Here is a 12211-nt window from a genome sequence, read left to right as displayed (position 1 = left end):
GCAGGTGCGCGGAGAGGTGCATCCACGACTCCCCGCCGTTCTCGGACACCCAGAGCGAGCCCGTGGTGCTGCCGAACGCGAGCCGCTCTCCCGTGGCGTCCACGTCGAGCGCGTGGCGGAGCGTGATGTCATACGCGTGCTCCTGGGGGAGCCCCTCGCGCAGCACCTCCCAGCTCCGGCCTCCGTCGCGCGTGCGAGAGACGACGATGCAGGCGTCCACGGGGACTCGCTGCTGGTCCTTGATGGCGGGCACTCGCCAGGCGATGTCCGGGTTCTTCGGGTGGACCGCCATGGCGAACCCGAAGACGCTCGGCGCGCTCTCGGAGATGGTCACCCAGCGCTTCCCCGCGTCATCCGAGCGGAAGACGCCGTTGTGGTGCTGCGACCAGAGGCGATCCGGGTGCGCGGCGCAGCGAGTGACGATGTGCGGATCCTGGATGACCGGATCCTCGCGCCGATCCGGCGGCATGTAATCGGCGAACATGCCGTGGCTCGTCGCCTCCCAGCGCTCGCCTCCATCGCTGGTGCGCCAGACACCGCCGCACGAGACGCCGACGAGGAGCTCGTTCGCGTTCTTCGGGTGCGGGCAGATGGAGTGGATGCCCGGGAGCTCCGCGCCGCCGCCGAACCACTGCTTGCGCTGCGGGTGGTCCCAGAGGCCCCGCACCAGCTCCCAGGAGCGGCCGCGATCGTTCGAGCGGAACAGCCCGCCGCCAATCGTCCCGCACCAGAGCGTGCCGTTCACCATCTCGAGCGCCCAGATCTGCTCGACGCGCCAGGGCCACGGCTTGCCATCCGGGAGCGTCTCCTCCAGGCCCTCCGGCTTCTTCGGGAAGGCGGGGGCGGCCAGCTCGGTCCAGTGCTGGCCTCCATCGGAGGACGCGTGCAGCTTCACGCCGAAGTGGCCCAGGTAGAGCGCGGCAAAGAGGGTCCCATCATCCGGGGCCTTCGCGACCAGCGAGACCGAGTCTCCGAGGAAGGAGGTATGGGCGATGCGCCAGCGCCCGTTGGAGTGCCGGAGCTCGAAGAGGCCCTTGCGTGTGGCGACGAAGATGCGGTCCGACATGATCACCCCCCCGACAGCGCTTGCATGACGTAGATCTCGACGGCCTCGCTGATCGGGTCCTGCTGCCCCGAGCGATCGCGAAGCTGGCCGCCATTCACGAAGACGACGACGTGCTGGCGCAATGCCCCTTGTTCGTCGAGCACGTAGCTGCGCACTGGCGGGTGGCGGGCGAAGTACTGCTCGAGCGCCTCCCGGACGGTGGAGCCGCCTACCGGCTCCGAGGGGCACGAGACATGGCGCTGGAGGCTCGACGTGAACGTGATGCGCGGCACGGCGGCGCAACCTAACATCTCCTGAGCCCGAGGGAACCCTCAGGGCTCAGCCTGCTCGCGACGTGGGAGGCTCTGCCTCAGGAAGGCGGAGGACTACAACTGCTCGGCCGAGTGCATCACCTCGGCGTCGAAGTTCGCGCGCACGCGGATGAGGCTCGAGTGCTGGATCTCGGGCCGCGAGTCGATCACCGTGTAGTCCGGACCCTCGGCCTCCGCGTCGATGAGATCTCCCTCGCCGAAGGTGAACTCCGTCACCTTTTGAGAGCGCTCGGGCTTCTTCGAGCGCTGCGCGCTCTCCGTCTGCGCCAGCGCGGGGACCGAGACCGCCAGGAGCGCTGCCACCATCCACCGAGTCATGTGTACCTCCGCGTACGTGCCGGGCACTTCGGGGGAGCATGCCCCAACGCATGCATCTCCCGCCAGGGTGGACACGCCGCGGGTGTTCGCGGTTCCACGCCGTAGGTGCGGCAGGGTGCGCGTCCGGAGTTACCGCTCCGCCATCGGTTGGTGGTGCACCACGCGCTCGGCCTGACGCCCCATCAGCTCCGCGTAGTGGTCGTGCTGAGCCACGTAGTAGCCCAGGCCAGCGGAGGCCGAGCGCAGCTCCACGATGAAGCCCTTCAGCTCCGCCTGGGGCATGTACGCCGTGACGATCTCCCAGCCTGGCAGGTCCAGATTGGCATCGAAGCTCAGGAGCTGTCCTCTGCGTCCGGTGACGAGCCGCTGCGCGCGAGGAGCCGCCTCGCGAGGAACGTGGATCTCCAGGCGGAGGATGGGCTCCAGGAGCACCGGGTCCAGCCTGGGCAGGGCCTCCACGATGGCCAGACGCCCCGCGGTCCGGAAGGCCTGATCCGAGCTGTCCACCGAGTGGTATGTGCCTCCGGTGAGCGTCACCGCCACGTCCACCACCGGGAAGCCGAGCGGCCCTCGCCGCAGCCCCTCCAGCACTCCTTCCTCGACAGCGGGGATGTATTGCCGGGGCACGGCCCCGCCCACCACGGCCGAGGTGAAGGCGAAGCCCTGCCCACGAGGAATGGGCCTCACGTCCAACACCACATCCCCGAACTGCCCGTGCCCGCCGGACTGCCGCTTGTAGCGCGCATGGTGAGTGCCTTGCCGCCGCAGGGTCTCCCGGTAGGGGATGGGGACCGGGTGCACCACCACGGGGACTCGGAGCCGGGTGCCCAGCCGCTCGATGGCCGCTCGCAGGTGCAGCTCCCCCTGGCCTCCGAGCAGCAGCCGCTGCGTGTCCGTATCCTGATCCACCGACAGGGAGGGATCCTCCTCGATCAGCCGAGCCAGCGCTCCGGGCAGCTTCACGTCATCCGCCCGCTTCTCCGCGGTGATCGAGACCTGATGCACGGGCGGAGGAGCCGCGGGCCAGCCCATGGCTTGCCGGACGCCCTCCACCTCGATGTGATCTCCCATGTGGGCCGCATCCAGTCGGCCGAGGATGACCACCTCTCCCTCGTGGGCCGTGCTGATGGGAGTGTGGTGTGCTCCGTGAGGCTGGAGCACACCGCTCACCCGGCCTCCGCCGAACGTCCCTCCGTCCACCACGGTGCCTCGCCAGACGCGGGTCAACACCTGCTTCCCCACGTGCGGCAGGTGCCAGAGCTTGAAGGGCTGCGCCATCGAGCCACCGCTGGCGGAGAGCCCCAGGCGCGTGCGCGTCTCCTCGACCGCCGGCACTTCGTGGCGCAGCCCCTTCAGGAGCCGCAACAGCCCCAGGCCTCGCTCGGCCGAGCCGATGAACACGGGCACCAGCCGATCCTCGCAGAGCGCTCGCGCCATCTGCTCGTAGAGGACTCCGGGGGAGGGCACCACATCCTCGATGAGCTGCTCCAGGAGCGCGTCGTCCTGATCCGCCAGCCGCTCGAGCATCTGGCGGCGTGCCGCCTCCTCCACGGGACGCTCCGTCTCGGGCAGGGGGATGAGCGCGGCCTCCTTCTCCGCCGTCGTGCCCCAGGCCCGCTCACTCACCAAGTCCACGACGCCTACCATCCGGGCACCCTCTCGCAGCGGGATCTCCCGCAGCACCAGGGGCCGCGCGGAGACGGCCTGCAACGAATCCAGGAGCGACCGGATGGACGCGCCGCTCTCATCCAGCGCGTTGAGGAAGAGCAGGTGGGGGACGTGGTGGGTGTCCAGGAAGTGGAACAGCGGGGACATGGCCGCCGCGCGCTCCGGGCCGGTGTCGCAGACCACCAGCGCCGCGTCACAAACCATCAGGGCGTGCCGGGCCTCCTGGGCGAACTCGGGAGCGCCCGGACAGTCGATGAACGTCCAGCGCTCACCCATGAAGTCGGTGGTGACCGCCGCCAGCTCCATCGTCATGGTGCGCCCGCTCGCCGGCCCAGCTCCTCCGGAGGCGTGGAGGGAGCTTCCTCCCGTGACGCGCAGCAGGGAGTCCAACAGGGTCGTCTTTCCCACTCCCTGCGGACCGACGAGAGCGACGACACGCGGCGAGGCCGGATGCTTCATGGCGGACTCCTGCAGGGCGGCAGTTATTTCCCGCGTGGAAGATGAGTCGCGGGCCCGCGCTTGAGAAGCGAAGGGAGACCGCCTGGCGAGGGCCCTCTCCCAGGCTTGCGTGAAGAGGACCCTCGGAGCCGCGCCTGCCTACCCAGGCGTGACGGTGCTGCCCTCGTGCTCGGCCATCTTGAGCAGCTCCTGATGGGACAGCTCCTCCATGGTCCGCTGCATCTCCATGCCCACGTTCATCAGCTCGTCCTGCGACGCCACGCTCATCAGGCGTGGGAAGAGCGTGTTCTCCTCCTCCTTCACGTGGCTTTGCACGGACGTTATCAACTGCATCACGTCCTGCATGATGCGCGGGTCATGCCGCTTGAGCTGGAGGATCTCCGCGATGAGGTGCTTGACCTCGGCGTGCTCCTGCAGCGAGTGGTCCACCATGTCCTGGATGCCCATGCGGCGGGCGAAGGGATAGAAGTGCCGCTCCTCGAGCTCCGCGTGCATGGTGAGCTTCTCGGAGATCTGGCCCAGCAGCGTGATTCGCTCATCCTCGGCACATTGCTGGATGCGGTCGAACAGCTCATCCACTTCCCGGTGCTGCTGCTTCAGCATTGCGAGCGCGTCCATGAGGCTCGGCTCCTTTCGGATATCAAGTGTCCGAGCCAACGGTCCTCACGCGCGCATGTCAGGGCAAGCGGCGCGCGCGCCCGGACGGGGGCTTGATGACCAAGGGGCAGAGCGTGCGAGCTCCCGCGCGGCTACCTGGGACAGCGCGTCTCACCCCTGCGTGCCCTTCTGGTCTTCCTCCGCGAGCCCCAGGCCGGAGCGCAGCCCGCCCGAGAGGCTGGGCCGCAGGCGGCGGATCGCTCGGAGCAGGAACTCCTCATCGAGCGGGTTGACCAGGAAGCCCTTCGCTCCGAGCTGGTGGGCCCGCTCGTAGCCCTCGTCCTCCGAGGCGCCGTGGACGATCAGCGAGCCGACGATCCGCGCCTCTCCCATGAGCAGCCCCTCCATGGCCTGCATGGGCGCGAGCACCACATCCGAGGGGCCCGTGTGGAGGACCTCCAGCGGGGTGGCCACCTTCGTGGTGTAGCCATGACGGCCGAGGATGCGCGAGAGCAGGACCACGGTGACAGGAGGCCAGCCGTAGAGCAGCAGGGGCGGCTCGTCCGTGGGCTCCGGCGGATGGTGGGGCGTGGAGAACTTCTCCGAGGGATCCCGGATGCCGTACAGCGCGGCCAGCGTGCGGGTCAGGGCCGGATCCGACGCGAGGTGCGGCTCCACCCGAGGCTTCCCCGAGACGGCGCGCACGGCATCCAGCGCCTCGATCGAGGCGGGAGCGGGGAGGGCGACGTGCAGGATCTCCCGCTCCTTCTGCTCGAGGCGGAGCGGGACGATGCGGTACTGCCGGGCGATCCGCGCGGGGATGAGCCGGGCGAGCTTGGGATCCACCTGCTCGTGCTCCAGGTCGACCGAGTCGACGCCAAGCTGGGCGGAGAGGGCTTCCAGCAGATCAGCCTCCGTGCAGACCTGCTCCCGGATGAGCGCCCGTCCGAGCGGAATGCGGGCCTCGTGGTGGTGCACCAGCCCCAGGCGGAGCTGGGCGCGGCTGACCACTCCCCGCTCCACGAGGATCTCTCCGAGCATGCGCCGTGTACCGATCTCCATGACTGACTCGTAGATGGTACCTGGGGGAGGTCCCGACGACGGGCGGATGACACGGCCCTTGTCCGGCTGCCCGCCCGGGGAGCTTTCCTGAGAGACTCACGATGGTGAGGAAGTGTGAAGTTCTGCATGAAGAGGAGGCGCGGCCATGACGGACGTAGAGGTGCTCATCGCGGGGGCAGGGCCCACGGGGCTGATGCTGGCGGTGTGTCTGGAGCGCTATGGCCTCCGCACTCGCCTGGTGGATCGGCTGGAGGGGCCGTCTCCGCTGTCCCGGGCGATCGTGGTGCAGTCGCGCACGCTGGAGGTGTTCGACGATCTGGGGCTCATCGAGGCGGCGCTGGCGCGGGGCCTTCGCATGGAGGGCGTCAAAGTGCTGGCTCACAACGGGCGTCAGGCCCACCTGCGCTTCGGGGGCTTCGCCGGGCTCGAGTCCCATTATCCGTTCGCCCTCATCCATCCCCAGGACGCCACCGAGGCGCTGTTGACGGAGCGGCTCACCGCGCGGGGAGGGCGGGTGGAGTGGGGCGTGGAGCTGGAGGGGCACCGCGCGGTGGAGGGCGGCGTGGAGGCCACCTTGCGCCACGCGGATGGGAGACAGGAGACCGTGCGGACGCGATGGCTCGTGGGGTGTGATGGCGCTCGAAGCCAGGTGCGCAAGGCGGCCGGCATTCCGTTCGAGGGTGAGACGTACGAGGACGTCTGCATGTTGGGCGACGTGCGGGTGGACGGAGAGCTGGCGCCGGGCGAGCTGTACATCATGCCCTCGGAGAACGGGGTGATGGCCGCGTTCCCCATGCCCGGCGAGGCCCGCTTCCGGGTCATCACCATCGTCCCCCGCGACATGGCTCCTCCTGGGGAGACTCCCACGCCGACGCTCGAGCAATTGCAGGAAGTGGTGAACCGGCTGGCGCCTGTCCCGCTGCGGCTGAACGATGCGCGCTGGACGAGTGGATACCGGCTGCACCGCCGTGGGGTGCCTCGCTACCGGGAGGGGCGGGTGCTGCTCGCGGGAGACGCGGCTCACATCCACAGTCCGGCGGGCGGACAGGGCATGAACACCGGCATCCAGGATGCGTACAACCTCGCCTGGAAGCTGGCGCTCGTGCTCCGGGGCCGGGCGCCGGAGTCGCTCGTGGAGTCCTACGGCGCCGAGCGTGAGCCCGTGGGGCGCAAGCTGCTGGAGGGCACGGATCGGCTCTTCGGGTTCGCGGCGGCCAAGGGTCCGCTGGCGCGGTTCATGCGCAAGCGCGTGGTGCCGTTGGTGGCGCCAATCGTCTCCCTGCCCCTCTTCCAACGCCGCGTGGTGCGCTTCGTGTCTCAGCTCTACCTGCGCTACCGCCACAGCCCCGTGTCCTCCGAGACGGTGCGGGGTTCGGATGGAGCGAGCGCCCGGCTCGAGGAGGGTCCAGCGCCCGGTGAGCGGGTGCCAGAGATCTCCCTGCGAGGAGAGGGCATCACCCGGCTGCACGAGGCCTTGAGAGGCCCGCGGTTCGCGCTGCTGCTCTTTCAGGGCCTGGACTCGCCCGAGCCCTTCGAGGAGCTCCTCCGGCTGGCGCGCTCCCTGGAGGCTGGCTATTCCGAGTGGCTGCGCGTCTGGGTGGTGACCCTCGAGGCTCGCCGGTCGGGGCCGGGCGTGCTGGTGGATCCCAAGGGACAGGCACACCACCGCTTCGGAGCGGGGACGCCCTGCGCCTATCTGGTGCGGCCGGACAAGTACGTGGGCTCACGCCTGCGGCCCGTGGAGCCCTCGATGCTGCTCAAGGAACTGCGCAGCCGCCTCGGGGCTCCCGTGGCGCCGTCGGTCTCCGCCGAGGCTTCCGCGACGCTCTGAGCCTTCAAGAGGAAGGGAGCGGTGGTGCCGCGGGGCGGTACTCCTGAATCCACACTGCCTCGAGCCCCCAGGTGAAGAGCCCCCAGTGGCGGGAGAGGCGGACGAAGCCCTCGGCCTCGATGGGCCGCGTCACCGTGATGATGCGCGTTCCAGGGCGGCAGGTGCGCAGCCGCTCGATCAGCCGGGCCTTCGTCTCCGGGCTGAGCGCCACCCAGTTGGTGAAGAGGTGGCTCGCGTCTCCCAGCTCCTCGCTCAGCATGTCTCCCACGGTGAGGGGGATGCCCGCGGCCTGGAGCCTCGGTGCCACGCGCGTCACGTGGTCCGCGATCAGCTCTACCCCGCGCACCTCGGCGCCCAGCCACCGCGCCGCGATCAGCACCCGGCCTCGGCCCGCGCCGAGATCAATTAACCGGCAGCCTCGGCCGACTCCGGCCCGCTTGAAGACGGAGATCGCCGTCATCAACGGCGTCTCGCCATACATGAGCTCTCGGAAGCGCTGGCCGGTGGCCTTCAGCGCTCGGACCACCTCGAAGGTGCGGCGTGCTCGATAGGGCGTGTGGCGCAACTCCTCCCACCAGATGCCCAGGTACGTCCGCAGCAGCCGAGGACGCCAGATCAACAGCAACAGATCGGTGAGGCGGATGACGATGCCGAGCACCAGGACCTGGAGCCGCAGGGCGAGGCGCTCGAAGAACGGGAGATCGAACTCCTCCAGCTCATCGTCGCTCTGGGCTCCCGGAGCGGGAGGGGCGGGCTCCGTCATGCAGACCTTCTGCGCCTCCCCTTTGCTGAGGGCAAGCAGGCATGGAAAATCAGGCCTTTACCCCTGATCGGGCCCCTGGCCTCCGTGTGGAGAGTGCTATGGTCCCGGCCCGTGGCTCCCCACGAAGAGGATGATGGGCAGGAATCGGGACAGTTCGAGACCGCGAGCATGCCGGTCCTGCGGAGGGGTCCGGTACGGGTCAAGCTGGTGTTCCTGTCGGGGCCAGACGCGGGCAAGAGCCACACGCTTGTCGCCGGGAGCTTCGTGCTGGGCACAGCGCCCGCGTGTGACTTCGTCCTGAAGGATCGCGCCGTCTCCCGCCAGCACCTCACGTTGAAGGTGGGGGAGGAGGGAGTGCTGGCGAGGGACATGGGCTCGCGCAACGGCTCGTTCTGCGAGGGGATGCGCTTCACCGAGCTGGAGGTCCGCCCCGGAGCGGTGCTCAAGCTGGGAGTCACCGAGCTGAAGATCCTCCCCGAGGACTCGCGCGAGCGCGTCATTCCCCCCTCCACGCACAGCCAGTTCGGAGCGCTGGTGGGAGGCAGCCGGAAGATGCGCGAGGTCTTCACCCTGCTGGAGCGGCTGGCGTCCGGGGACGCGGACGTGCTCGTGCAGGGCGAGACGGGCACAGGCAAGGAGCTGTGCGCCGAGGGCATCCACGCGGCGAGCCGCCGCGGCAAGGGGCCGTTCGTCATCGTGGATCTGGCGGGCATCGCGCCCACGCTGATCGAATCCGAGCTGTTCGGCCACGTGAAGGGGGCCTTCACCGGAGCCCACACGGATCGGGCCGGGGCCTTCGAGCGGGCCAACGGGGGCACCGTCTTCCTGGACGAGGTGGGAGAGCTCCCGTCGGAGATCCAGCCCCGGCTGCTGCGAGTGCTGGAGCGGCGCCAGGTGAAGCGGGTGGGGGCCAATGACTACCGCACGGTGGACGTGCGGGTGGTGGCGGCCACGCACGTGGATCTGGAGGGCGCGGTGAAGGCGGGGAAGTTCCGCGAGGACTTGTTCCACCGGCTCGCGGTGCTGCGAGTGACACTGCCGCCGCTGCGCGAGCGGCCCGAGGATCTCCCCCTGCTGGTGGACACGGTGCTGGAGCGGATGGGCCGGCCGCCGAGCGCGCTGTCGGAGCAGACGCGAGCGCTGCTGGCGCAGTACCCGTGGCCGGGCAACGTGCGCGAGCTGCGCAACGTGGTCGAGCGCGTGGTGAACCTGGGAGAGGAGGCGCTGCCGGAGATGGCGCCCACGCCCGTGGACAAGCCGCGTCCGGCGGCCGCGGCCGCGGTCGCTCCCGAGCTGGAGCTGCCCTTCAAGGAAGCCAAGGAGCGGCTCATCGAGGGCTTCGAGCGTGACTACCTCAAGGGCCTGCTCGAGCGGTGCGAGGGCAATGTCTCACGCGCGTCGCGGGAGGCGGGAATTGATCGGGTGTATCTGCGCAAGCTGCTGAAGAAGCACGGGCTGCACGACCACGACGGCCCGTGAGGCGAAGGGGAGGGGCCATGGACTCGAGGGAGCCGTTTCTTCGCCGGATCTCACGCCTCACGCCCGAGGATCTCGATCGCTGACCGCCAGGTCTCCGGGGTACTGCTGCTTCAGCCTCGAAACCTCGGCGGCGATGTCGCCCCGGACCAGCCGGCAGTTCTCGCCCACCTTCTCCAGCGTGGTGGAGAACACCACCTTGGGCTTGCTCTTCCAGATTCGCGCGAACTCCACCATCAAGTCCGAGGCCGACGGATCCGTGTCGAGGGTATGCCAGACCGCCATCGTCTCGTACATGCGCCGGCCGTTCAGGTACGCGCTGACCTGCCGGGCCTGCTCGATGTGGAACCGGAACACCTCCTCGTCCGGCCGGGTCCACTCCACCTTCCCGTCAGGTCCCTCGACGAAGCCGTCCAGCGACAGGTTCATCAGATACACGATGTGACCCATGACACCCCCTCCTTCTCTGGCCACCTGCGGTATACAAGTCCATCAACTCGGTGGTCCAGAAGCCTCGGGTGGGTGTGGCGGGGAGCGCCTTCGAGGACGTCCCCCCGGACCTCGTCGCGCTGCGCGTGGCGTGAGCGCTCAGCCCTGCTTGGCGAGGAAGTCCTTCAGCCACTGGTTGGAGGCGTTGCGGTACTCCGGCAGGCGCTCGCGCTTTGCCTCGGCCAGGGCCGCCTTCACGCCCGCGGCGTCCTTGTCCTGCGTGTAGACGGGGGTGCCGGGCTGCTGGCGCCAGGAGTCGGCGAGGCTGCCGGCGTCGATGGCGTCGAAGCCCAGCTCCTCCACCCACTTGAGCACCTTGGCCTTGGCCTCCGGCGAGTCCCCCGCGACCGGCAGCGCGATGCGCCCCGGCGTGCCCTGGGGCTTGCCCTTCTCGCCCAGGCTCTTGAAGAAGATGTTGTTGAAGACCTTGATGACCGGACGGCCGATGAGCGACGCGACCCACTCGCTCTCCACCTGGCCGTTGTCGAGCGCCTGAATCTGGCCGTCGCGCACGGGGTAGTAATTGCCCGTGTCGATGATCACCGCGTCCTTGGGCGTGTTCGCGAAGAGGCCCTTGGGCAGCGCGGGCACCGCCTTCTGGGGGATGGTCACCACGATGACGTCGGTCGCCTTGGCCGCCTCCTGGACGGTGACGGCCTTCGCGCCCATCTCCTTCGCCACGTCCTTGAGCGTCTCCGGCCCGCGCGAGTTCGCGATGGACACGTCATGCCCCAACTGCACCCAGCGCCGGGCCAGGGTCCCGCCAATCAAGCCCGCGCCAATAATTCCAATCTTCATGTCGTCGTCCTCCAGGGTTGAATCCCGCGCCTTCGTGCGCCGGTCAGATGCCCGACCCGTCCGCGCGATGCGCGGTGGCCGGCGGATTTCGTCAAGGGCCCGGAGGCGACCCGCCAGGTGGGCCCCGCCCCCACGACCGGGCGGCCGTCCATGGCGGGTGGGGCGGAGGGCCTTAAGGGTGTTGGGGTATGTGAAGGGAGCCCGAGGGGTGCAAGCGATTGTGAAGCACCTGGGCCTGGCCACGGCAGGTGCGAAGCAGGCCCCGGGGCGAGGGCCCCATAAGGCAGCGGGGTGTTGAGGCGCTCAAGACGAACGAGTAGCGCTACGCCGACGTGGGCGGTCCGAACCACTGGGTGAGCGCGTCACGCAGCCCCGAATCCGTGCCGTCTCCCACCCACGCGACATGGCCATCGGGCCGAACCAGAACGGCCGAGGGCGCAGCGACCGCACCGAACACCGGGAGCTCCCACGCGCCCGTGTATCGGGCATCCACCCGCCGAACCCGCTCCGCCCACGGAGTGATGTCGAAGGCGCCCGGCTCGCCGAGGTTGAGGAAGACCGGCCGGGCCTCGTGCAGCAGCGAGAACACGCGCTTCGGACCGCTCTCCGTGCTCAGCTCGAGGTCGGGCATGCGACGCCCGAGCAGCGGGTGCCCCGCACCGAGCTCGTAGTGGACGTCGAGGCCCGACATCATCGCGGCGTACCGCTTGCGAGGCTGCTCCATCTTCAGCAGCTCGGCCATGTTCTCGCGCAGGGCCTCGGTGCGATCGTCGCCGCGGCCGAGCGCGATCTGGGCCATCGTCAGGCGGAGCACGCGGGCCCCGATGGGGTGCCGCTCGGCGTGGTAGGTGTCGAGGAGGCTCTCCGGCGAGAGGCCCTTCACCACCTGCGCCAGCTTCCAGCCGAGATTCACGGCGTCCTGCACGCCGATGTTGAGTCCCTGTCCGCCCGTGGGGGCATGCACGTGCGCCGCGTCGCCGGCCAGGAGCACCCGTCGCTCCCGGTAGGACGCCGCCTGCCGAGCCATGTCGGAGAATCGGGAGAGCCAGGTCGGATTGCGAACACCGAAGTCGGTCCCGTAGACCGCCATCAGCGCCGCGCGCAGATCCTCCAGGGTCGGCTCGGTTCTGTTGCCGGCCTGCGGCTCGACCAGCACGACGCCGGCGCGCTTCCCGTCGTCGAGCTTGCCGATGGCGTTGACGCCCTTGTCTCCACGGCGGATGCCCCACGCGGGCTCCTCGGTCATCTCGACCTCGGCGATCAGGAAGCTGGTCGACGCGTCCCAGCCGGGGAACTCGATCCCGGCCTGCTTGCGAATCAGGCTGCGGCCTCCGTCGCACCCGACGAGGTACCTCGCCCGGAGCGAGGCGCCG

The 12211-nt window shown here is 69.4% G+C and carries 12 protein-coding genes; 2 read left to right on the top strand and 10 right to left on the bottom strand.

Annotation, left to right across the window (positions count from 1 at the left end; genetic code table 11):
• The 6 genes from ACJ8AT_RS29820 to ACJ8AT_RS29795 form a co-directional block, all read right to left on the bottom strand.
• On the bottom strand, nt 1–1066 hold a 1066-nt coding region (locus tag ACJ8AT_RS29820; protein ID WP_407741323.1), incomplete at its 3' end, for a WD40/YVTN/BNR-like repeat-containing protein.
• Between the two features lie 2 nt (nt 1067–1068).
• Nucleotides 1069–1338, bottom strand: a complete 270-nt coding sequence (locus tag ACJ8AT_RS29815; protein ID WP_407741322.1) for a MoaD/ThiS family protein — start codon at nt 1336–1338, stop codon at nt 1069–1071.
• A 93-nt stretch (nt 1339–1431) separates the two neighbouring features.
• Nucleotides 1432–1695 carry a hypothetical protein gene (locus ACJ8AT_RS29810; protein WP_407741321.1) on the bottom strand — a complete coding sequence of 88 codons (264 nt, stop codon included), beginning with the start codon at nt 1693–1695 and terminating at the stop codon, nt 1432–1434.
• A 129-nt stretch (nt 1696–1824) separates the two neighbouring features.
• The gene (locus tag ACJ8AT_RS29805; protein ID WP_407741320.1) at nt 1825–3822 is read right to left on the bottom strand and encodes an elongation factor G; all 1998 of its coding nucleotides are present in this window, start codon (nt 3820–3822) and stop codon (nt 1825–1827) included.
• Between the two features lie 138 nt (nt 3823–3960).
• Nucleotides 3961–4440 (bottom strand): hemerythrin domain-containing protein, encoded by a 480-nt coding sequence (locus tag ACJ8AT_RS29800; RefSeq protein WP_407741319.1) that lies wholly within the window; start codon nt 4438–4440, stop codon nt 3961–3963.
• Between the two features lie 150 nt (nt 4441–4590).
• Entirely contained in the window at nt 4591–5481 is an 891-nt protein-coding gene (locus ACJ8AT_RS29795; protein ID WP_407741318.1) for a hypothetical protein, read from the bottom strand.
• A gap of 145 nt (nt 5482–5626) precedes the next feature.
• Here ACJ8AT_RS29795 and ACJ8AT_RS29790 point away from each other — a divergent pair, with 145 nt between their 5' ends.
• Nucleotides 5627–7312, top strand: a complete 1686-nt coding sequence (locus ACJ8AT_RS29790; protein WP_407741317.1) for an FAD-dependent monooxygenase — start codon at nt 5627–5629, stop codon at nt 7310–7312.
• 4 nt (nt 7313–7316) lie between these two features.
• Here ACJ8AT_RS29790 and ACJ8AT_RS29785 read toward each other — a convergent pair whose 3' ends face one another.
• Nucleotides 7317–8075 carry a class I SAM-dependent methyltransferase gene (locus ACJ8AT_RS29785; RefSeq protein ID WP_407741316.1) on the bottom strand — a complete coding sequence of 253 codons (759 nt, stop codon included), beginning with the start codon at nt 8073–8075 and terminating at the stop codon, nt 7317–7319.
• 168 nt (nt 8076–8243) lie between these two features.
• Here ACJ8AT_RS29785 and ACJ8AT_RS29780 point away from each other — a divergent pair, with 168 nt between their 5' ends.
• Nucleotides 8244–9554 carry a sigma 54-interacting transcriptional regulator gene (locus ACJ8AT_RS29780; RefSeq protein ID WP_407741324.1) on the top strand — a complete coding sequence of 437 codons (1311 nt, stop codon included), beginning with the start codon at nt 8244–8246 and terminating at the stop codon, nt 9552–9554.
• 57 nt (nt 9555–9611) lie between these two features.
• On the opposite strand, the gene ACJ8AT_RS29775 is transcribed toward ACJ8AT_RS29780, so the two are convergent.
• From ACJ8AT_RS29775 to ACJ8AT_RS29765, 3 genes are all read right to left on the bottom strand, one after another.
• Complete coding sequence (locus ACJ8AT_RS29775) at nt 9612–10001, bottom strand: dihydrofolate reductase family protein (protein ID WP_407741315.1); 390 nt, start codon at nt 9999–10001, stop codon at nt 9612–9614.
• A 138-nt stretch (nt 10002–10139) separates the two neighbouring features.
• A complete protein-coding gene (locus ACJ8AT_RS29770) occupies nt 10140–11081 on the bottom strand; it encodes an NADPH-dependent F420 reductase (protein ID WP_407741314.1) in 942 nt (313 codons plus the stop codon).
• Between the two features lie 79 nt (nt 11082–11160).
• Nucleotides 11161–12211 (bottom strand): FAD-dependent monooxygenase (locus ACJ8AT_RS29765; protein ID WP_407741313.1); only part of this gene is annotated, 1051 nt, incomplete at its 5' end.

Origin of the sequence: Hyalangium sp. (genome assembly GCF_045802625.1) — a bacterium.
Taxonomy (GTDB): domain Bacteria; phylum Myxococcota; class Myxococcia; order Myxococcales; family Myxococcaceae; genus Hyalangium.
Note: the sequence above shows the minus strand (reverse complement) of the source record. Positions and strands in the feature narration are given on the sequence as shown.

Excerpts from the sequence above, each read along its gene's own strand:
- ACJ8AT_RS29780 (WP_407741324.1), top strand. The coding sequence starts at position 8,244 with ATGCCGGTCCTGCGGAGGGGTCCGGTACGGGTCAAGCTGGTGTTCCTG.
- ACJ8AT_RS29805 (WP_407741320.1), bottom strand. The coding sequence starts at position 3,822 with ATGAAGCATCCGGCCTCGCCGCGTGTCGTCGCTCTCGTCGGTCCGCAG.
- ACJ8AT_RS29775 (WP_407741315.1), bottom strand. The coding sequence starts at position 10,001 with ATGGGTCACATCGTGTATCTGATGAACCTGTCGCTGGACGGCTTCGTC.
- ACJ8AT_RS29795 (WP_407741318.1), bottom strand. The coding sequence starts at position 5,481 with ATGGAGATCGGTACACGGCGCATGCTCGGAGAGATCCTCGTGGAGCGG.
- ACJ8AT_RS29785 (WP_407741316.1), bottom strand. The coding sequence starts at position 8,075 with ATGACGGAGCCCGCCCCTCCCGCTCCGGGAGCCCAGAGCGACGATGAG.
- ACJ8AT_RS29800 (WP_407741319.1), bottom strand. The coding sequence starts at position 4,440 with ATGGACGCGCTCGCAATGCTGAAGCAGCAGCACCGGGAAGTGGATGAG.
- ACJ8AT_RS29790 (WP_407741317.1), top strand. The coding sequence starts at position 5,627 with ATGACGGACGTAGAGGTGCTCATCGCGGGGGCAGGGCCCACGGGGCTG.
- ACJ8AT_RS29810 (WP_407741321.1), bottom strand. The coding sequence starts at position 1,695 with ATGACTCGGTGGATGGTGGCAGCGCTCCTGGCGGTCTCGGTCCCCGCG.